The 22,068-nt window shown below is 31.0% G+C and carries 18 protein-coding genes and 2 pseudogenes; 13 read left to right on the forward strand and 7 right to left on the reverse strand.

Annotation, left to right across the window (positions count from 1 at the left end; all coding sequences use genetic code 11):
- The first annotated feature begins 74 nt into the window (after window positions 1-74).
- The 8 genes from HMPREF2930_RS10555 to HMPREF2930_RS10590 all read left to right on the forward strand — a co-directional run bounded on the left by HMPREF2930_RS10555 (window position 75) and on the right by HMPREF2930_RS10590 (window position 10,167).
- Window positions 75-3,758: a nitrate reductase subunit alpha gene (locus tag HMPREF2930_RS10555; protein ID WP_017174959.1), complete on the forward strand. Its 3,684-nt coding sequence runs from the start codon at window positions 75-77 to the stop codon at window positions 3,756-3,758.
- On the forward strand, window positions 3,748-5,307 hold the full coding sequence (gene narH / locus HMPREF2930_RS10560) for a nitrate reductase subunit beta (protein ID WP_002488804.1): 1,560 nt from the start codon (window positions 3,748-3,750) through the stop codon (window positions 5,305-5,307). Before HMPREF2930_RS10555 ends, narH begins: the two co-directional genes overlap by 11 nt.
- Entirely contained in the window at window positions 5,300-5,875 is a 576-nt protein-coding gene (narJ, locus tag HMPREF2930_RS10565) for a nitrate reductase molybdenum cofactor assembly chaperone (RefSeq protein WP_002448445.1), read from the forward strand. The genes narH and narJ overlap by 8 nt, the downstream gene beginning before the upstream one ends.
- Window positions 5,868-6,557, forward strand: coding sequence for a respiratory nitrate reductase subunit gamma (gene narI / locus HMPREF2930_RS10570; protein WP_017174958.1), 690 nt, complete (start codon window positions 5,868-5,870; stop codon window positions 6,555-6,557). The genes narJ and narI overlap by 8 nt, the downstream gene beginning before the upstream one ends.
- Before the next feature lie 20 nt (window positions 6,558-6,577).
- Window positions 6,578-7,030: a nitrate respiration regulation accessory nitrate sensor NreA gene (gene nreA / locus HMPREF2930_RS10575; RefSeq protein WP_017174957.1), complete on the forward strand. Its 453-nt coding sequence runs from the start codon at window positions 6,578-6,580 to the stop codon at window positions 7,028-7,030.
- Window positions 7,031-7,063: 33 nt separating this feature from the next.
- Complete coding sequence (gene nreB, locus HMPREF2930_RS10580; RefSeq protein ID WP_202596555.1) at window positions 7,064-8,074, forward strand: nitrate respiration regulation sensor histidine kinase NreB; 1,011 nt, start codon at window positions 7,064-7,066, stop codon at window positions 8,072-8,074.
- 25 nt (window positions 8,075-8,099) lie between these two features.
- On the forward strand, window positions 8,100-8,753 hold the full coding sequence (nreC, locus tag HMPREF2930_RS10585; RefSeq protein ID WP_002448626.1) for a nitrate respiration regulation response regulator NreC: 654 nt from the start codon (window positions 8,100-8,102) through the stop codon (window positions 8,751-8,753).
- 256 nt (window positions 8,754-9,009) lie between these two features.
- The gene (locus HMPREF2930_RS10590; RefSeq protein ID WP_017174955.1) at window positions 9,010-10,167 is read left to right on the forward strand and encodes a nitrate/nitrite transporter; all 1,158 of its coding nucleotides are present in this window, start codon (window positions 9,010-9,012) and stop codon (window positions 10,165-10,167) included.
- 259 nt (window positions 10,168-10,426) lie between these two features.
- On the opposite strand, the gene HMPREF2930_RS10595 is transcribed toward HMPREF2930_RS10590, so the two are convergent.
- Together HMPREF2930_RS10595 and HMPREF2930_RS10600 are read right to left on the reverse strand one after the other, a co-directional pair.
- Window positions 10,427-10,843 (reverse strand): Hsp20 family protein, encoded by a 417-nt coding sequence (locus HMPREF2930_RS10595; protein WP_002488807.1) that lies wholly within the window; start codon window positions 10,841-10,843, stop codon window positions 10,427-10,429.
- A gap of 233 nt (window positions 10,844-11,076) precedes the next feature.
- Window positions 11,077-11,520: a MarR family winged helix-turn-helix transcriptional regulator gene (locus tag HMPREF2930_RS10600; protein ID WP_002448339.1), complete on the reverse strand. Its 444-nt coding sequence runs from the start codon at window positions 11,518-11,520 to the stop codon at window positions 11,077-11,079.
- 281 nt (window positions 11,521-11,801) lie between these two features.
- On the opposite strand from HMPREF2930_RS10600, the gene HMPREF2930_RS10605 reads away from it, so the two are divergent.
- Window positions 11,802-12,161, forward strand: coding sequence for a DUF3139 domain-containing protein (locus HMPREF2930_RS10605; RefSeq protein WP_017174954.1), 360 nt, complete (start codon window positions 11,802-11,804; stop codon window positions 12,159-12,161).
- Window positions 12,162-12,526: 365 nt separating this feature from the next.
- Window positions 12,527-13,804, forward strand: a complete 1,278-nt coding sequence (locus HMPREF2930_RS10610) for a cation:dicarboxylate symporter family transporter (protein ID WP_017174953.1) — start codon at window positions 12,527-12,529, stop codon at window positions 13,802-13,804.
- Window positions 13,805-13,931: 127 nt separating this feature from the next.
- On the opposite strand, the gene HMPREF2930_RS10615 is transcribed toward HMPREF2930_RS10610, so the two are convergent.
- The 3 genes from HMPREF2930_RS10615 to rsp form a co-directional block, all read right to left on the reverse strand.
- Entirely contained in the window at window positions 13,932-14,285 is a 354-nt protein-coding gene (locus tag HMPREF2930_RS10615; RefSeq protein WP_017174952.1) for a DUF4889 domain-containing protein, read from the reverse strand.
- A 175-nt stretch (window positions 14,286-14,460) separates the two neighbouring features.
- On the reverse strand, window positions 14,461-14,883 hold the full coding sequence (locus HMPREF2930_RS10620) for a pyridoxamine 5'-phosphate oxidase family protein (RefSeq protein ID WP_017174951.1): 423 nt from the start codon (window positions 14,881-14,883) through the stop codon (window positions 14,461-14,463).
- A gap of 44 nt (window positions 14,884-14,927) precedes the next feature.
- Window positions 14,928-17,033 carry an AraC family transcriptional regulator Rsp gene (rsp, locus tag HMPREF2930_RS10625; RefSeq protein WP_070597404.1) on the reverse strand — a complete coding sequence of 702 codons (2,106 nt, stop codon included), beginning with the start codon at window positions 17,031-17,033 and terminating at the stop codon, window positions 14,928-14,930.
- Window positions 17,034-18,090: 1,057 nt separating this feature from the next.
- Between rsp and HMPREF2930_RS10630 the strand changes: the two genes are divergently transcribed.
- Window positions 18,091-19,533 carry a sucrose-specific PTS transporter subunit IIBC gene (locus HMPREF2930_RS10630; RefSeq protein ID WP_017174949.1) on the forward strand — a complete coding sequence of 481 codons (1,443 nt, stop codon included), beginning with the start codon at window positions 18,091-18,093 and terminating at the stop codon, window positions 19,531-19,533.
- 41 nt (window positions 19,534-19,574) lie between these two features.
- On the opposite strand, the gene HMPREF2930_RS10635 is transcribed toward HMPREF2930_RS10630, so the two are convergent.
- Together HMPREF2930_RS10635 and HMPREF2930_RS10640 are read right to left on the reverse strand one after the other, a co-directional pair.
- Window positions 19,575-20,516 carry a magnesium transporter CorA family protein gene (locus HMPREF2930_RS10635; protein ID WP_017174948.1) on the reverse strand — a complete coding sequence of 314 codons (942 nt, stop codon included), beginning with the start codon at window positions 20,514-20,516 and terminating at the stop codon, window positions 19,575-19,577.
- Between the two features lie 24 nt (window positions 20,517-20,540).
- A complete protein-coding gene (locus HMPREF2930_RS10640; RefSeq protein ID WP_002448440.1) occupies window positions 20,541-21,164 on the reverse strand; it encodes a TetR/AcrR family transcriptional regulator in 624 nt (207 codons plus the stop codon).
- A 168-nt stretch (window positions 21,165-21,332) separates the two neighbouring features.
- On the opposite strand from HMPREF2930_RS10640, the pseudogene HMPREF2930_RS10645 reads away from it, so the two are divergent.
- Together HMPREF2930_RS10645 and HMPREF2930_RS11825 are read left to right on the forward strand one after the other, a co-directional pair.
- Window positions 21,333-21,677: pseudogene (locus HMPREF2930_RS10645) on the forward strand (YhgE/Pip domain-containing protein); the annotation flags it as partial.
- A 109-nt stretch (window positions 21,678-21,786) separates the two neighbouring features.
- Window positions 21,787-21,945: pseudogene (locus HMPREF2930_RS11825) on the forward strand (MATE family efflux transporter); the annotation flags it as partial.
- Between the last annotated feature and the right edge of the window lie 123 nt (window positions 21,946-22,068).

A 22,068-nucleotide genomic window follows, 5' to 3' on the forward strand; every position in this document is an offset into this window, starting at 1 on the left:
TTTAAATGAAATTTCTTTAAATAACATTGGACATAAGTAACGTATTACCTTTGCAGGTAGGAGGATTTATATAAATGGGAAAATTCGGATTAAACTTTTTCAAACCAACTGAAACGTTTAATGGAAATTGGTCAGTTTTAGAAAGTAAAAGTAGAGAATGGGAAAAAATGTATCGTGAAAGATGGAGTCACGATAAAGTAGTAAGAACCACACATGGCGTAAACTGTACAGGATCATGTTCGTGGAAAGTTTTCGTTAAAAATGGTGTGATTACGTGGGAGAATCAACAAATTGACTATCCAAGTTGTGGTCCAGATATGCCTGAATTTGAACCTCGTGGATGTCCACGTGGCGCGTCATTTTCATGGTATGAATACAGCCCACTTCGTGTAAAATACCCTTACATTAGAGGTAAACTATTAGATTTATGGACAGAAGCACTTGAAGACAATAATGGAAATCGTATCGCCGCATGGGCATCTATCGTTGAAGATGAAAAGAAAGCTAAATTATATAAAGAAGCACGTGGTAAAGGTGGACATGTACGTGCAAGTTGGAAAGATGTAACAGATATTATCGCAGCACAAATTCTTTATACCATTAAAAAAGATGGTCCGGATAGAATCGCTGGTTTTACACCTATTCCAGCAATGTCGATGATTAGTTATGCATCTGGTGCGCGTTTTATTAATTTATTAGGCGGGGAAATGTTAAGTTTTTATGATTGGTATGCTGATTTACCACCTGCATCTCCTCAAATTTGGGGTGAACAAACTGATGTACCTGAATCAAGTGATTGGTACAATGCTTCTTACATCATTATGTGGGGCTCTAACGTTCCACTTACTCGTACGCCTGATGCCCATTTTATGACTGAAGTACGTTATAAAGGTGCAAAAGTGGTTTCTGTAGCACCAGATTATGCAGAAAATGTTAAATTTGCTGATAATTGGTTAGCACCTAATCCAGGAACAGATGCCGCAGTTGCTCAAGCTATGACGCATGTCATCTTACAAGAATTTTATGAAGATAAACCAAGTGATATGTTTGTTAATTATGCAAAGCAATATACAGATATGCCATTTGTATTGATGCTGGATGAAGATGAGAATGGTTATAAGGCAGGACGATTTTTACGTGCAAGCGATTTAGGTATAAAAAGTGAAAATGGTGAGTGGAAACCAGTTATTCACGATGCGATTAGCCACAAACTTGTGGTTCCAAACGGTACAATGGGTCAACGTTGGGAAGAAGGCAAACAATGGAATTTAAAACTTGAAACAGAAGATGGAAGTAAAATTGATCCAGCTTTATCTGTTGCAGAAGAAGAATATGAGTTACAAACCATTCAATTCCCTTACTTTGATAGTCAAGGAGACGGTATTTTCGAACGACCTATCCCAACTAAAAAAGTTAAATTAGCAGATGGTAAAGAAGTACGTATTGCTACAGTATATGATTTAATGGCTAGTCAATATGGTATTAAACGATTTGGTCATGAGTTAGAAGCTAAATCTTATGAAGATAGTGAATCTAAATATACACCTGCATGGCAAGAAAACGTCACAGGTATTAAACAAGAATTAGTGACACAAGTCGCAAGAGAATTTGCACAAAATGCTATTGATACTAAAGGACGTTCGATGATTATTATGGGTGCGGGGATTAACCACTGGTTCAACTCTGACACCATTTACCGTGCTGTATTGAATTTAGTTCTATTATGTGGATGCCAAGGTGTTAATGGTGGAGGTTGGGCTCACTATGTTGGGCAAGAAAAATGTCGTCCAATTGAAGGATGGAATACTGTAGCTTTCGCTAAAGATTGGCAAGGTCCACCACGTTTACAAAATGGTACAAGTTGGTTCTATTTTGCAACTGATCAATGGAAATATGAAGAATCTAATGTAGATAAATTGAAATCACCACTTGCTAACAACATTAAACATCAGCATCCAGCAGATTATAATGTGACAGCAGCACGTTTAGGTTGGTTACCTTCATATCCACAATTTAATAAAAACAGTTTGTTATTTGGTGAAGAAGCAAAAGATGCGGGCGATGATTCAAATGAAGCTATTTTAAAACGTGCGATTGAATCAGTGAAAAATAAAGAAACAGAATTTGCTATTGAAGACCCAGATTTAAGAAAAAATCATCCTAAAACATTATTTGTTTGGAGATCTAACTTAATTTCAAGTTCAGCTAAAGGTCAAGAGTACTTTATGAAACATTTACTTGGTACACGTTCAGGATTAATGGCTGAACCGAATGAAGATGATAAACCAGAGGAAATTAAATGGAGAGAAGATACAGTAGGTAAATTAGATTTACTTGTATCATTAGATTTTAGAATGACTGCAACGCCTTTATATTCTGATATTGTGCTGCCAGCAGCAACTTGGTATGAAAAACATGACTTATCTTCAACCGACATGCATCCATTTATTCATCCATTTAATCCAGCAATTGATCCATTATGGGAGTCACGTTCTGACTGGGACATTTACAAAACATTGAGTAAAGCAATTTCAGAAATGGCTAAAGATTATTTACCAGGTACATTTAAAGATGTGGTAACTACACCACTTGCACATGACTCTAAACAAGAACTAGGTTCTGAATACGGTATCGTTAAAGATTGGTCTAAAGGTGAAGTAGAAGGTATTCCAGGTAAAACTATGCCTAACTTCTCTATTGTAGAACGTGACTATACTAAAATTTATGATAAATACGTTACATTAGGACCTTTACTTGAGAAAGGTAAAGTAGGGGCACACGGCGTTAGTTTTAGCGTTAAAGAAGAATACGAAGAGCTAAAAAGTATGATTGGTACGTGGAATGATGACGATGAACATTCTGTTAGAAACGATAGACCACGTATTGATACTGCACGTAAAGTAGCTGATGCAATTTTAAATATCTCTTCGGCAACGAATGGTAAATTATCTCAAAAATCATATGAAGATTTAGAAAATCAAACTGGAATGGAATTGAAGGATATTTCAAAAGAACGTGCATCTGAAAAAATTTCGTTCTTAAATATTACAGCTCAACCAAGAGAAGTTATCCCAACAGCAGTATTCCCAGGCTCTAATAAAAATAATCGTCGTTATTCTCCATTTACAACAAATATTGAAAGACTTGTACCTTTTAGAACGCTCACTGGAAGACAAAGTTACTATATCGATCACGAAGTATTCCAGCAATTTGGTGAAAGCTTACCAGTATATAAACCAACACTTCCACCAATGGTATTTGGCGCAAGAGATAAAAAGATAAAAGGTGGACAAGATGCACTTGTTCTACGTTATTTAACACCTCATGGAAAATGGAATATTCATTCAACATATCAAGATAATGAACGTATGTTGACTCTATTCAGAGGAGGTCCAGTGGTTTGGCTATCTAATGAAGATGCTGAGCAACATGGTATCAATGATAATGATTGGCTTGAAGTTTATAACAGAAATGGTGTTGTAACTGCAAGAGCGGTAACGTCACACCGCATGCCGAAAGGTACAATGTTTATGTATCACGCTCAAGATAAGCACATTGAAACACCAGGTTCTGAGATTACTGATACTCGTGGGGGATCACATAATGCACCTACAAGAATTCACCTAAAACCTACGCAATTAGTTGGAGGATATGCACAAATTAGTTATCACTTCAATTACTATGGACCAATTGGAAACCAACGTGATGTGTACGTCGCAGTTAGAAAAATGAAGGAGGTAAATTGGCTTGAAGATTAAAGCGCAAGTTGCAATGGTATTGAATTTAGATAAATGTATTGGGTGTCATACATGTAGTGTGACATGTAAAAATACTTGGACAAATAGACCGGGTGCAGAATACATGTGGTTTAATAATGTAGAAACCAAACCAGGTGTAGGTTATCCAAAACGTTGGGAAGATCAAGAGCACTATAAAGGTGGTTGGGTATTAAATAAAAAAGGTAAACTTGAGCTTAAATCAGGTAGTAAGTGGTCTAAAATTGCCTTAGGTAAAATCTTCTATAATCCAGATATGCCGTTAATCAAAGATTATTATGAACCATGGACTTATAATTATGAACATTTAACCACAGCTAAAGAAGGTAAACATTCACCAGTGGCAAAAGCACATTCATTGATTTCAGGAGATAGACTAAATCTTGAATGGGGACCAAACTGGGAAGATGATTTAGCTGGCGGACATGTAACAGGACCAGAAGATCCAAATATTCAAAGAATTGAAGAAGATATCAAATTCCAATTTGATGAAACATTTATGATGTATTTACCTCGTCTATGCGAGCATTGCTTAAATCCTAGTTGTGTTGCTTCATGTCCTTCAGGGGCTATGTATAAAAGAGATGAAGATGGTATTGTTTTAGTCGATCAGGATGCATGTCGTGGGTGGCGCTACTGTATGACAGGTTGTCCTTACAAAAAAGTATATTTCAACTGGAAAACAAATAAAGCTGAAAAATGTACATTCTGCTTCCCAAGAATTGAAGCAGGAATGCCAACTGTATGTTCAGAAACATGTACAGGAAGAATGAGATATTTAGGCGTTTTATTATATGACGCTGATCGTGTACACGAAGCGGCTTCAGCTGAAAATGAACAAGATTTATATGAAAAACAACTTGATATCTTCTTAAACCCATTTGATGAAGAAGTGATTGAACAAGCAGAAAAAGATGGTATCAGTTATGAATGGATCCAAGCTGCTCAAAATTCACCTGTGTATAAATTAGCGATTGAATATAAATTGGCATTTCCATTACATCCTGAATTTAGAACAATGCCAATGGTATGGTACTGCCCGCCTTTAAGTCCAATTATGAGTTATTTTGAAGGTAAAAATTCAGGTCAAAATCCAGATATGATTTTCCCGGCCATCGAAGAAATGCGTTTACCTATTGAATATTTAGCAAACTTATTTACAGCAGGTAAAGTAGAGCCAGTAAAAGAAGCGTTACAAAAAATGGCAATGATGAGAAGTTATATGCGTGCTCAAGTCACAAACAAACCATTTGATACTTCTAGATTAGAACGTTTAGGTTTATCAGAAATTCAAACAAAAGAAATGTATCGTCTATTAGGTTTAGCTAAATATGAAGATCGATTTGTTGTACCATCTTCACATAAAGAAACCTATTTAGATACGTATCACGCTCAAGGTAGCCAAGGATATGGCGGTGAATATTTCGGAGATAATTGTGAAGGTTGTGGTGTTCCAGTAGGTTCAACGTCAGGAAAATCTGGTCAAGAGATTTATAATGAGAATTTCTATGGAGGTATTTTCCGTGATTAATCTAACACAATTTAAATACTATCAAGAAAGTTTTGGATATCTTGCACAACAACTTAATTTTCCAGAAAAATTAACATTTCATCCTAATACATTTGAAGAAACGATTCATCCTTCGCATCCAGGATATGCAGATTTAATGAAATATCGTGAAATTATGTACCAATTTACTTTATCTGAAATTAAAGCAATTTATACGGATACATTTGATTTCAATAAAACATCACCACTTTATATGACTTACAATAAATTTGATACTCAAAAAGAAAGAGGTCAAATGCTCGCAAAACTAAAAGTACTTTATGAAATGTTTGGATTAAAAATGGTAGATAATGAATTATCAGATTATCTACCATTGATGTTGCAGTTTTTACATGTAGCAAGTTGGCATAATGATCCTCGTGCAGAAGGCAATATTGAGTTAGTGATTATGATTATTGAAGATGGTACATATGAAATGGCAAATCAATTAGCTAAGGAGAATAATCCTTACGCTTATGTGATTCGTGCATTACGAGAAACATTAAAAGCTTGTTTAGACATTCCAAAAGAGGTGACACATCATGCTTAATCAATTTCTTTGGATTATTTACCCATATTTATGTGTGGCAATTTTTATCGTTGGTCATATTGCTCGATATAAATATGATCAGTTTTCATGGACTGCAAAATCGAGTGAGTTTTTAGAAAAAAAACAACTTAAATGGGGCAGTCTGTTATTTCACTTAGGAATTATTCCAGTATTTTTTGGTCATGTGGTGGGGTTAGCTATTCCAGCAAAATGGATAGATGGACTTGGCATAAGCGAAAGTACATATCACTTTGGAGCTGTTTATATTGGTAGTATTTTTGGTATAATGACTCTAATTGGAATGTTACTTTTAACAGCAAGACGTTTAACGATTAGTAATGTGAGAAAGTTAAGTTCAGCTTCTGATATTTTCGTAAATTTCTTATTAATATTGATTATATTTATGGGATGTTTCTCAACTTTAGTTACTAATGCAATGGTAACTGACTTTGATTACCGTCAAACGATTTCTATATGGTTTAGACACTTATTTACATTCTCACCCAATGCAGCACTAATGACAGGCGTTCCATTATCATTTAAAATTCATATCTTATTAGGATTTACAATATTAGCTTGTTGGCCATTTACACGTCTTGTACATGTATGGAGTATTCCATTAGCATATACAAATAGACGTTATATTGTATATAGAAAACATAAAGCACCTCGTGCACATTAAATATAAAAGGAGTACGATATATGATTCCGGAACCTTTGTTTGAACCGGTACATTTTCAGCAGGAACTTGACACACTTAGAAAAAAAGTAAACTGTGATTTTGCTGCTGTTGCACTATATGAAAACCACGAACCTTCTGGACCTATTAAATGGCAATATGTTTCAGGTAATTTAAACAGTCGTTATAAATTGATTGTTTTGAGAAAAGGCAGAGGCTTAGCTGGGACAGTCATGAAAACAGGAAAGCGAATGGTTATAGAAAATGTTTCCAAAACAATAACACCAGAAGAAAAAATTAAGTACCCTATTTTGATGAGTGAAAACTTAAACGCGCTCGTTGCTATACCATTATGGCATGAACAGCATGTTGCAGGCGTGTTATTATTAGGACAAAGAGGTAGTAAAACATTGCCTAAAGTGATTAATCAATTAAATATTAAAGGCCGTTTGTGGGAATTTAATGAAGAAATCTAGGTGATATATGTGTTAGAGTTATATAATCTGCAAATGGAAGACTTACTAAAAAAATATTATGAAACTACAAATGAAAAAATTGTTTTTGTAAACAAAGAAGGAAAAATCATTGCAATGAATGACGCCGCTGAAGAAATTATTTCAAAAGATAATAATTATAGTGCGATGACAAATGCGATTTGTGATCGTTGTGAAGGGTATTCAAATGAATTTGAACTTCAAAGTTGCAAAAATTGTTATTTAGACACATCTAAACCAAACGATATCAATTTTCAAGTGTTTATGAAAACAGTAGATCATAAAGTTCGACCATTTACAGCTTCTTATCAAGCGATTGATGAAGATAATGAGATATATGCATTTACACTTCAAGATATTTCGCCGCAAATTGAAAGACAAGAAAAAATGTATCAACGTCAGATGATGAGAAAAACAATTTCCGCGCAAGAAAATGAAAGAAAACGTATTTCTAGAGAACTACACGATAGTGTTGTACAAGAAATGCTAAATATTGATGTTGAACTCAGATTGCTGAAATATCAAAAAGAATCCTCAGAACTTGTCCAACAATCGCAACGTATTGAGGGATTAATGTCTAAATTGATTGATGATATAAGACATTTATCAGTTGAATTAAGACCCTCATCTCTAGATGATTTAGGCTTGGAAGCGGCTTTTAAATCATATTTTAAACAATTTGAAAATAATTATGGTATGCAAATTGTATATCAATCTAACATTAAAGATAAAAGATATGATAGTGAAGTAGAAACGGTTGTTTACCGTGTGGTACAGGAAGCGGTATTTAATGCATTAAAATATGCAGGCGTAAGTTCGGTAGATGTCTTTGTCCAGGAGGTTGGACGTTTATTAATAGCTGAAGTGATTGATCATGGTCAAGGTTTTGATCCGAATTCTCAACCACAAGGTACAGGACTAGGATTGTATGGTATGAATGAAAGAGCAGAGCTTGTAAACGGAAAAGTGAATGTAGAAACACATTTAGGAAAAGGAACTATTATCACTTTAGAAGTACCACTCTAGAGAATGTAAAGGGACTGACTTATAATTGAAAATAGTAATTGCAGATGATCATGCAGTAGTAAGAACAGGTTTTTCTATGATATTAAACTTTCAAGAAGATATGGAAGTTGTAGCTACGGCTGCTGATGGAGTAGAAGCATATCAGAAAGTGATGGAATACAAACCGGATGTATTAATTATGGATTTAAGTATGCCACCTGGTGAGTCTGGCTTAATTGCTACTAGCAAAATTTCTGAAAGTTTTCCTGAAACAAAAATATTAATTTTAACAATGTATGATGATGAAGAATATCTATTTCATGTTTTAAGAAATGGTGCTAAAGGATATATTTTAAAAAATTCACCAGATGAACAACTGATTTTAGCAGTACGAACAGTGTATAAAGGTGAAACGTATATTGATATGAAACTAACGACGTCATTAGTAAATGAATTTGTAAATGTTTCTAATCAAGATGAAAAAGCAACCAATGATCCTTTCAAAATACTTTCTAAAAGAGAATTAGAAATATTACCATTAATTGCAAAGGGATATGGAAATAAAGAAATTGCTGAAAAATTGTTTGTATCCGTTAAAACAGTTGAGGCACATAAAACGCATATTATGACTAAATTAAATTTAAAATCTAAACCAGAGCTTGTAGAATATGCGCTTAAAAAGAAACTTTTAGACTTTTAAATATATTGAATAACTTAAATAATGACACTTATATTATATTTCACCAACACATGATATTCATGTGTTGGTTTTTCTTTGTCTTATTATTTAAATATAGGGGGATTATTAGAGAGTATAAGGGAAACTCCTTATGTTCATATTTTCACAAAGTGATTAAAATTTAACTGTAATCAGTAATTAATCACACAAATTGGCTATATTGATATGTGATTTAATTATCGATAATAGAAAATAAAACATTGATGAAGGTGAAAAAATGAATAAAACTAAGGGTGGTTTTCAACTTACGTTACAAACTTTAAGTCTTGTAGTTGGATTCATGGCTTGGAGTATTATTTCTCCATTGATGCCATACATTTCACAAGATATTAAAATTAATCCAGGACAGTTATCAATTATTTTAGCGATACCAGTTATCCTAGGATCGATTCTTCGTGTACCATTTGGTTATTTAACAAATATTATTGGCGCTAAATGGGTATTCTTTTGTAGTTTTATTATATTATTATTTCCTATTTTCTTCTTAGGACAAGCCCAATCGCCTAGTATGTTAATGGCGTCTGGATTTTTTTTAGGAGTAGGAGGAGCCATTTTCTCTGTAGGTGTCACTTCAGTTCCTAAATATTTTTCAAAAGACAAAGTAGGATTAGCAAATGGTATTTATGGAATGGGGAACATTGGTACAGCAATTTCATCATTCTTAGCACCTCCTATTGCAGGTATTGTAGGATGGCAAACAACAGTAAGAAGTTATCTTATTATTATCGCTATTTTTGCAATATTAATGTTTTTCCTTGGAGATGCTAAAGAACCTAAAGTTAAAGTGCCTTTAGGCGCTCAAGTTAAAGATTTATCTTCAAACTACAAACTATATTATTTGAGTTTATGGTACTTTATTACATTTGGTGCTTTTGTAGCATTTGGTTTATTCTTACCTAACTATTTAGTTAATAATTTCGGAATAGATAAAGTAGATGCAGGTATTCGATCAGGAGTATTTATCGCATTGGCAACATTCTTACGACCTGTGGGTGGGATTTTAGGAGATAAATTCAACGCGGTTAAAGTCTTGATGATAGATTTTGTTGTGATGATTATCGGTGCAGTTATTTTAGGTATTTCAAGTCATATTGCCTTATTTACTATAGGTTGTTTAACAATTAGTATTTGTGCTGGATTAGGAAATGGACTTATCTTTAAACTTGTGCCATCTTACTTTGCTAAAGAATCTGGTACTGCAAATGGAATTGTTTCTATGATGGGAGGATTAGGTGGTTTCTTCCCACCACTTGTTATCACGTATGTTACTTCATTGACAGGTTCAAGTCATTTAGCATTTATTTTACTAGCTGTATTTGGAATACTTGCTTTTATTACAATGGGTCATCTTTACAAAAAAGAATACGCAAAATAAATAAACAACGTAGTGCACTAGCACTACGTTTGTTTATTAGCTTATGCTAAGTATCTATGTTTTCAATAATCTAATGTAAAATGAAATATGAATACAACGTACTTTGTTTGATGAGAGGTTGAAATAATAACACAAGCTGAAACTACCCTCTAAGAGAGTAAGGCAATAATACGAAGAATTATAAATAAGCCAGTAAATGAATGTCTCATCACTCATTTACTGGCTATTTTTCTGAAAGTTATATCTCAACTTCTTTTATTTATTCTACTGTAATTGTAGTACCTTCGTCTTCTTCAGTGACATTCTTAGGTAAAATCACCACTAAAACACCATCTTCATAACTTGCTTTGATTTGATTTTTATTAATATCTTCGAATTCAAAGCGTCTTACCAATTCTCCGCTTGAGCGTTCACTTAATTGAACACTACCTGTTTGCTCAGATACTTGTTTAATTACTTTAATCGTTAAAGTAGCATGTTCATATTTAAGATGAATGTCTTGTTTCTTTACGCCAGGTAATTCGGCTTCTAGAACATATTGATTTTTTTGACTGTAAACATTTGTTGGGAAGCTTTTAGTTGAAAATTGGTTAAATACTTGTTCACCTAGATCACGAAATACATCTCTTGGATTATTTTTAAAAATAGCTTGATCAAAAAATTCTCTATTATTCATATATGAAATCTCCTTTTCAGAGTAATATGTCATAAAATATATTGAAATTTTACAATATCATTATATAAATAGAGATACTACACGTAAAGTAAAAGCAATTTGAAAGTTTGAAGAATTAAAAAGTGAAAGATGTGGAATAAAGAAACATGACAAAAGACGTCGATATTATGTATTAGTTAGAAAATAAAAGAAAGAAGGAACAATAATTACTTAGCTTTTGTCATGTGTATTAACTATTCAGCATTAGAGCCGAAGTTCTCTGAAATAATATGTCTTAAGCTACTAGCAAGGCCATCCGCTTCATCGTCAGAAATATCAAAATCATTAAACACTTGATTAGAAATTTGCTCTAATACTGGTTTAATGTCTCTACCATTTTGAGTTAATGAAATTTGTAAATTACGTTCATCTTCTTTTTCTCGCATGCGTTGTACGTAACCTTTTTTCTCTAATTTTTTTAAGAGAGGCGTTAAAGTTCCAGAATCTAAGAAGACACGTTGACCAAGGGACTTAATATTTATTTTTTCGTCGTTTTCAATAGCCATAAGAACCATAAAACTTGTGTATGTTAAATCATACTCTTTTAGATAGTGAGTATATTTTTTAATTACCTCTTTTGAAGTAACATAAAGTAAAAAACATAACTGTTTACTTAAATAACTGTCCTTTACATACATATTCTTTCCCCCTCAACTTATTTAAAGATAGTATGAACAATACCTATTGTCAAGACTATATCCAGAGTATTATATAAGTTTTTTAATAAATTTAAAAACAAATTAAACTAAATCTACATATAAATTTAGAATGTTGATTTATTTCAAATTCTAAATTAAATTATTAGTATATTTTGTTACAAAAAAGAGGTATCACTTTAAAAAAGTTACTATTTCATTCATAATTATTTAAATGATAAAAGAAGCTATTTTATTGAGTAAGAGGATGAAGGAGTGCTCTGATGAGTAAGAAGCAAAAGATTATTAGAATTATTATTATATTAGCTATTTCTCTTGTAGTAGCTATTGCGTTCTTCTTTGGAACGAAAGCGTATCAAGGGCATAAAAATGTGCAACTTGTAGACAATTATATAGAACAAAAACATTTGAAAGATAAAATTAAATCAGAAAAAACATTATATAGTGCTAAAAGAGGCGTTTATTATAAACAAGTAGTGTTTAAAGACGAACCTAATTTAACATATATCATTCAGCCAATTGGTACACGTAAAGGTATTTTAGTTGAAGGATTTGATACGGAAACCAAGAAAAGTATTAAAAGTGCAAAACATAACTATTTCAACCAAAATTATAAGCCATGATATATAATTAATATGTAGAACTAGAGATATTAATGGTGATTACTACTCAAAAAAACAATGTCTATGGAAAAATAGATATTGTTTTTTTAAATGAAATTTTTGTTAAATGGTAAAGGTAAACGAGTTAGTTAAAAAAGGTTTTAGAGTAATGTCATTCATTTATCAACCGCTCTTACATTGAGAAGGTTAAAGATAGTGATTGAATTCCAACATCTATATTCTAAAAATATTCTCATTTTTCTGTTTTTAATTAATTATTTTTGCCAAATTAAATATGTATATTATTTAATAGTTTTTAATTTGTTATATCCGAATTTTGAATAATTTGATATAATTAAGCGATGTCAGAAGAAGGGGGTTTCAACGTGACTCTGTTCAAGAGAAAAGTTAGCCTACCTATGCAAGTATTAATTGCATTAGTGCTAGGTGTAGTAATTGGTTTATTATTATTTGGACAAACAGGTGTTGCAAATTATATTAAACCTTTCGGTGACGTTTTCTTAAATTTAATCAAAATGATTATCATCCCAATTGTATTCTGTTCACTTGCTTTATCTATTTCGAATTTAGGGGATTCGAAAAAAATAGGAAGCTATGGATGGAAATCAATTCTTTATTTCGAAATTATTACAACCATCGCCATCGGTTTAGGTTTAATTATTGGTAATATTTTTAAACCAGGAATTGGATTAGATCCTGATAAGTTACCTAAAGGCGATATTACTAAATATCAATCAACTGCGTCTGCCGCAGAACAATCTACATACGGTAACCACTTTATTGATACAATCGTAAATATTATACCAACTAATATTTTTGAAGCTTTAACTAAGGGTGAGTTATTGCCAATTATTTTCTTCGCAGTATTCTTTGGTTTGGGATTAGCTGCGATTGGAGAAAAAGCTGAACCAGTTAAAGGTTTCTTAAACGGTACATTAGAAGCCGTATTTTGGATGATTAATAAAATCTTAAAATTAGCACCAATTGGTGTATTTGCATTTATTTGTACAACTGTTATGACATTCGGTGCTTCAGCTTTAATTCCATTAGCTAAACTTGTTTTAGTAGTTGTGTTTGCGATGATTTTCTTCATTATTGTTGTTTTGGGTATTGTAGCAAGAATTTGTGGAATTAGTATTTTCTCAATCATTAAAATACTTAAAGATGAATTATTACTTGCATTCTCTACTTCAAGTTCTGAAGCAGTGTTACCAGTAATGATGAATAAAATGGAGAAATTTGGTTCACCAAAAGAAGTGACTTCTTTTGTTATACCAATTGGATATTCGTTTAATTTAGACGGATCAGCCTTATATCAATCTATCGCCGCTTTATTTGTTGCTCAAATGTATGGTATTCACTTATCATTATCTGAACAAATCATTTTAATGGTGACATTAATGGTTGCATCTAAAGGTATGGCAGGTGTGCCAGGAGTATCTATCGTAGTGTTATTAACAACATTGGGGGCAATGGGCTTACCAGCTCAAGGTCTTGCGTTAATTATCGGTGTAGATCGTTTGTTAGACATGGTTCGTACATGTGTGAACGTTATTGGTAATGCATTATCTACAGTAGTTATCTCTAAATGGGAACATGTTTATGATAAAGAAAAAGGTAAGAAATATCTAGAATCAATTTAAAAAAAGAAATCTGACATTTTTAGCGTCGCTTGGATAAGCGATGCTTTTTTATTCAAAAAGAAAAAGCGAGATAACTGATTTTAAATGAATGTTATCTCGCTCTTTATACTGCCTAATATATCAAAAGCTACATGCCTTTCATATCATGCATTTCATGAATTTTCATCATGAGACCATGTGGCACTTCATCATGATTTACTTTTGATACTCTAGAAAATGAATCAGAACCTTTTTCTTTTACTAAAAAGACAAAATCGCCTTTTTTTACTTTTACATTAGTGTTAGAAGGTAATTTAACATTTTTTTCTACTTTTTCAGTTTGTTCATTTATCATTTTATCAATAGTGTGACTATCTTTCATATAGCCATAGTAGGATTCTTTTTGCTGACCATTTAGCATTACAATGACTAAAATAATGCTAACAATTAACATAATTGCAATTAAAAAAATTCCTAACCCTAAACCTTTTTTGTTCTTCATTAAGACTCTCCTTAAATATATTAATTTATTTATACAAAAAATAGAATTAAATTGCAATAAAAGTTTCACAAAAATTCAATTGTACTTCAACTAATATAAATGAAGCATTATAAATAAGCAAAAAAGAGTAGATAGAATTCATGATACATTCTATCTACTCTTATTAACAATCAAATTAAAGATCAATTGTGATTGGTGTATCAATATCATCATCATTCATTAAAGTAATCGTTTTTGGATTTATTTTTAACACACATAAATTAGAATCCTCTTTAGAATCGAAGAATGTTTTGTCTTGTGTTTCCCACAACCAATCAATGACTTTCTGATCTTCTACAATGTCAATACTTGCTTCTATTTCAACAAAACTATTATTTGTTGTTTCATTATAGCCTAGTAAAATATATGCTTCTGGATTACTTTGAATTTCTTTTACTTTAGAACTTTTATTGCTTGTTTTTGTATATAAATTAAGACCATCGTTATAAAACACCATATATCTGCTATTCGGTTTATTATTATATGCAGTTGATAATACACCAATTTTAGAAGTATTTAAAACTTTCTCAATCGCTTGAGTCACTTTTTGTTTATCCAAACTAATCATCTCCTTATTATATTAATATCCCTTTAAAATTAAATTTAAACAGATTTGATATAAATATATTTCACTTCATCATGATGCAACGTCATATTAAATGGATGATTGGTTTCTTCTTGTATAAATAGTTCTGTTTTAGGTTGATTGCATCTATCTAATTGATGAATAATACTTTTTTCAATGTATACAGGTAAATTATCTTGAGACATTAATTGATGAATCGTCCCATGTTCTTTATTTAATGTATTTACGATGATTAAGCTATTTTCATTTAATTTATTTAGTATTTGATAATGTTGTTTACTGTCAGACAAGTAGCGATCATTAATTTTATTAAATAAGATAAAATGGTAATTTCCATCTTTTTGACTCATTAAATAATTATTTGCAATATGGATAGGCACATCGATAAATGCTGCAATAAATTGATAAAGATGCATAATTGGAAGTAAACTCCCATGTCGATTAAATAATGCAATAAACATTGGATCATCTTCAAAAAGGTGATAGCAAATACCACCTCCATATTTTAATAGCGCCGTTAAATGACAAACTAAATCTGCTAGTTGAAGTGGATGCCTACCGTCATTTGTATACTTAAAGCAACGTAATGATAAGCTACTATAGACAAATTGGGTCGAAGGTATATTAGAATTCTTTATAAAATGAACGTAGTTTTCGAAATGAGTATTTGCATGAGTAAATCCGCGTTGGTATTCAATTAATATATTTTTCGTATCAATATTTTCAATGTCAACAAAATAGTAATCAAAATTAAGACGCTTCATTGTATCATAGACTTCTTGTAACTTTTCGTACTGATGTAATAATCCTTCCACTAAAACACCATATTTAATCGAACGATTTTTGTTTCTAAGTTTTAAATATGATAGATGAATATCTTGGATAGTCATTGACTTGGTATCAAATACGAGCATAAATCGTACACTTTTTTTATTCCATTTATAATCTTGATTATTTTCTAGAAACGTCATAATTAAATCGTAAAAAGTAGTGAACTCAGATTTATTTTTGATAATGACAGCTAAACTGATATTTTTTTCAAATAATTTTTCGAAGCAGCGATTGAGTAAGTTTCCGTTAATTGAATGTTGATTCATATCACTCATATCATTAATCAAAATGGCTGGTTTAGGTAAATAAGATAAATCGATATCATAATGATCATTAAAAACAAACTGGAATAATTCATTAATATTTTTAAAATGAATAAATGCCTTTGAAGATTGAGTATGTTGAAAGGCTTCTAATTGCTCAAGATCAATGATAGTTGTTTCGGTTGATAATTGTTCAGTTGTTTCAAACTGAGAGATTAATTCAAAATGCTTAGGTTCAATGTCACTCTTCAGTCGTATCGCAGATATAGGATCAGAATGATTCAGTTGAGAACGAAATTGTTTTGGACTTAAATTAAGATAATTTTTAAATTGATTAGTAAAATTGGTATGACTACTAAAACCGGATTGTTCAGAAATACTTGTAATAGAGTCATTTGTACAAATGAGTAATCTAATAGCATGATTAATTTTCAAACTTGTATAATAATCTTTAAAATTAATATTCAATATACGTACAAATAAATTTGAACAATATGACTCAGAAATAAGTACATGTGCTGCAATATCTTGTAGAGAAATATTGGGAGTGATGTGATCATGAATGAATGTAAGTATATTAATTAAGATGTGCTGTTCAACAGGAATCTTTGGAATATATATATGAGGATGTCTAATAACTGCTTCTTTATAAAAAGTTTGTATGATCTTTGGAATAACTTTGTCATCATGATGAGATGTGTTGTACATATGTTCTATATTATTTAAAATGATTGATTTGATAAAATGACTTGATTGTAAGAGATGTGCATCAAAGTGGCAATTAAAAAAAGCAGAGTCTTCAAGATAAAAGTAAGCCATTGGTATTTTGAGCTCAATCAGATTTCTTCCTTTATTAATTTGATATAAATCACCTTGATTAATGATTGCAATATGATTTGATAATGGGTGATGCTTTCCATTGATTGTCATTTCTAATTCATTAGTTAAAGAAAATAATATAAGCACATGGTTGATGTTTCTCCTAGGCATAGAAGTAATATTTTCATGTAAAAAAAGAGTACTGCTCATAAATAAGTCTCCTCATCTAGTATAGTATTTGTAAGCGGGGATTTAGGTCTGTTTGAATAATAAGAGTTATTATATATGAAAATAAAAGAGATATTAATAGTTAAAAATAAAAAAATTTCGTTTATTTTTAATTGAAAACGTTAACAATTTTATAGATGCACAATATTATTATTTTTTTTAGAATGTCGCATGAGACTATTGAAAATTTTTAGTAGGTCAATGAAACGAATTTAAATGCATAATAAATATAGATTTTGAGTGAAGAGATATAAGCTATTAAACAATGATTCACTTGAAATTAAAAATGACTAATTCTGTACATACATCACGATACAACATCATTTGAATATATAGCATCAAGAATGAATTTACTTATATATTTGATATGAGCCCCATATATTTAAAATCACTATTTAAATGTATATCAAGACACAACATCTTAGAGCATTAGCAACCGATATACAATAGTTTAATGAAACGAACGATTACGGTATTTTAAATAGAGAAAATGACATCACTCCGTAGAGTAAGCAACTTAGAATAAAAGATGCATGCAAATATAAAAGGTATTAACAGTAGCTAACTATTATATTTAGAATCATTATAACTCCCCAAAAATTTCTATTTAATGTGTAACAATTTTACATCATAACATCTAAATATACTTTTACTTAATTAAACATCACGAAACATATTCAAAGTTAAGAATGTCAGAATTAGTATTAAAAAAACCTGGGACAACATGCGTTGTCCCAGGTTTTTTGATGTATTAGCAAGTAGTAATTAAATTGAAAATACAGTAGATCAAGTTTTAAACTCTAGTAGAGGCGCTCTAGTACAAAGATGTTCATAAAGAAACTAATATCCAACACAAAGTGAGGTTAAATTGTAGAAGTGAGACATTGAATTTTATTTTACTTTCACCTTTTTATTAAATTAAAAGATAAATTAAAATTAATTATATAAAATATTTATAAGATATTGCTTTATTTTTTGGAACCGATTACAATTATATAATGAATATTAAAATGAGTTTCATATATAGGAGGTTAGTAGAATGAGCTATAAGAAATCGGCTGAAGATATATTAGAAGCGATAGGCGGAGAAGATAACTTAGATGCTATGGCCCATTGTGCCACAAGATTAAGACTTGTATTAAAAGATGAAAGTATTATAGATGAAAAAAAGTTATCTGAAATGGATGTAGTTAAAGGAACCTTTTCTACAGGAGGACAATATCAAATTATTATCGGCTCAGGAACAGTCAATAAAGTATTTGCAGAGTTAGAAAAAATAACAGGAAAAGAGCCATCAACAACTGCTGATGTAAAAGACAAATCGTCGAAGCATATGAATCCTTTACAACGTTTTGTTAAGATGTTGTCAGATATATTCGTACCAATTATACCAGCCATCGTTGCCGGTGGATTATTAATGGGTATTAATAATCTACTTACAGCGCCAGATTTATTCTATCATCATAAATCATTTATAGATGTTCATAGTCAATTCGCTGGATTAGCAGATATGATTAATGTTTTTGCTAATGCACCGTTTACACTATTACCTATTTTAATTGGCTTTAGTGCAGCGAAACGATTCGGCGGCAATCCATTTTTAGGTGCAGCGTTAGGAATGATTTTAGTACATCCTTCATTAATGAGTGCATATGATTTTCCTAAAGCAGTTGAAGCGGGTAAGGCTATTCCACATTGGGATTTATTTGGATTACATATTAATCAAGTTGGATATCAAGGACAAGTGTTACCTATGCTTGTGGCAGCCTATATCTTAGCAACTATTGAAAAAGGATTACGTAAAATCATTCCTACTGTATTGGATAATTTATTAACGCCTTTACTTGCAATATTGAGTACAGCATTCTTAACTTTCTTATTTGTAGGACCTATCACTAGACAGCTTGGTTATTGGTTATCAGATGGTTTAACATGGTTATATGAATTTGGAGGTGCAATTGGTGGATTTATCTTTGGATTATTTTATGCTCCAATTGTGATTACTGGTATGCACCATAGTTTTATTGCAGTAGAAACAACTTTAATTGCAGATCAAGCAAAAACAGGTGGATCATTTATTTTCCCAATCGCTACAATGTCAAATGTAGCACAAGGTGGGGCAGCGCTTGCTGCTTTCTTAATTATTAAAAATAATAAGAAACTTAAAGGTGTGGCTTCAGCAGCTGGTATCTCAGCTCTTTTAGGTATTACTGAACCCGCTTTATTTGGAGTTAACTTAAAATTAAGATATCCATTTATTGGTGCAATAACAGGTTCAGCTATAGGCTCAGCCTACATTTCGTTTTTCAAAGTTAAAGCCATTGCTTTAGGTACTGCAGGATTACCTGGATTTATTTCAATTAACCCAGCTCATGCTGGTTGGCTTCATTATTTCATAGGTATGTTTATTGCGTTTATAATTGCAGTGATTGTCACTTTAATTTTATCACGAAGAAAAGCTTACAAAGCTGCAGCAGAATAAAAAAGTAACCCTTGCGATACATTGCAAGGGTTACTTTTTTATTAAAGTTTTTGCTTACGCCATAAGAAAATACTTACAATAGTGACTAATATTAAAGAGATTCCTACGATAACCAGCCACGAAACGTAACTCTTATCATCAATAGGTAATGGAACGTTCATACCAAAGAAACTAAAGACAAGGGTAGGTAGTGTCAGTAATACCGTGAAAAGCGTTAATGTCTTCATAATATTGTTCATTTCATTTGAAAGTAATGAAGAATACGAAGACGTGATACTTTCTAAAATACCTGTGTATAATTCAGTTGTTTCAATCGCTTGGTTATTTTCAATGACTAAGTCCTCTAACAAATCTTCATCTTCTTCAAAACGTTTAATTGCAGGCAAACGGAATAATTTTTTAATAATCGTATCATTCCCTTTTAAAGCTGCTAAAAAGTAAACCAAACTTTTTTCTACTTCCATTAAACGATAAAGTTGTTTATTCGTAATACTATTTTTCAAATCTCTTTCAATACGGATTCTTGATTTATTTAAAAGACGCAAGTTTCTGTTATAGTGATTTGAAATAGTAAGTAAAATATCTAAAGCAAAGCGACTATGAAATTTTAAATTTACGTTATCTTGTCTTGAATAATTTTCAAGAAATTCATTTTCAGCATCACAAATTGTAAAAATCACACCATTTCCAATCACAATACCTAGAGGAATGGTAACAAATGAGAGAACATGACGATTCGTAGAACTTACAATAGGCAAGTCGACAATAATAAGAGAATAGCCAGTATCTTCGTCATATTCAATACGTGCACTTTCATCTGCATCAAGAGGGTCACGAATAAAATCTTCTGGCAGATTGTACTGTTCAATTAAATGCTCAATTTCTTCTCTATCAGGTTCGACAACATTTATCCATGATGCAGATTGGTTTATATTTGTTTCAACTATTTCGTTAGTAGTTGAGTGTTTATATGCAGTCAACATAATTGATAGTTCCTTTCTTAGTCTTTATTTCGCTGTGTCAATATTTAAAGCTTTATATTGATGCTGAACCATGATTCTTAAAGGTCCATTATAAATAATTTTAAAAATATGATTGGTTAAATCTTCAACTGAAAGACGGTGGGGATCATTCACCCAAAATTTAACAGTAGATATTGTTGCACCAGCAACATAACTATGAAAATATTTTTCTGGTATACCTTCAATCTCATGATTTGTACTAATATATTTTTGCATATTTTCCCCGATTAAGGAATAAATTTTTTCTTCAAGTTTTGACTTCCTATTTAATTGTAAGATCGTTTGATAAAAAGTAATATTATCCGAAATATGTTGAAGCATATTTTTTAAAATAATATTAATAAAATTTTTAGCAGTATCTTCTGGATCTTTTCCCATAATATTATGAAGATGATTTAAGAATGTCATTTGAGAAATAAATTCATCTTCCATATCTGATAATAATAAATATTTATCTTCATAATGTAAATAAAAGGTACCTCTATTAATATCTGCACGATCTGCAATATCTTGAATTGTAATTTTTTCTAATTCCTTTTCATTTAATAATTCGATAAATGAAGACTTAATTGCTGACCTCGTCTTACGAACTCTCCGATCTTCTTTCATTCTGCATCAATCCTTTATAATTAATTAACAATATTAGGCATAATGTTCATTAATTAACGATATGATCATTATTGATTATTGTATTGAAGTGATAACCTCATTATAATTTACAACGTATTAAATATTCAACACATTGTTCAATAAATATAGGGAGGTAAGTAAAAATGAATATTTTTTAAAAGTAAATTACTATGGTTAGCACCAATTGCAGCTATTTTATTATTAGTGATATTCTCTTTAGTGTTTTATCCTGCATTCAATCCAAAACCGAAACAAATACAGATTGCAGTGGTAAATAATGACAAAGGTATAGATATTCAAGGTAATAAAGTGAATATTGGTAAAACAATTGAAGATAAATTAATGGATAGTGATTCTGATATTGTTAAATGGATTAAAGTAGATAAAGAATCAGATATTAAAAAAGGGCTTAATGATCATGAATATTACGGCGCAGCTATTTTTAATAAAAATTTTTCAAAAAATGCAATGAGTAAAACGCAGTTGATTATTTGAAAAAAGGTGTATTATATTATTTAGATATCTAACTAAATGAGATATGCAAAAATGGAATATAATTATTAATATTGGATTAGTGTGTTAGCATATAAAATGAAACACTATTCTGATACTATTTATATTAAATGCGTTGTTTGGTTTAACAGGGGCTGTATGGTCATTATTAATCGCTAAAACAATTTGTTCACTATTAGCAATGTTTATTGCATGTGTTTTAAGGAATGAGTTAACCTTGGACACACAAGCGTTAGTAGAAGAATAAAATAATTTGATATTAAAGCGAGCTATAAGGGAGGAGATCTCTTATTTAGCCCGCTTTAAATTTATATAAACGATGACATATTACAATAATTATTGTTAAATAAGTTATATTACTTTATTATTG

It is taken from the genome of Staphylococcus sp. HMSC068C09, from assembly GCF_001813735.1.
In the GTDB taxonomy this organism is placed as follows: domain Bacteria; phylum Bacillota; class Bacilli; order Staphylococcales; family Staphylococcaceae; genus Staphylococcus; species Staphylococcus hominis.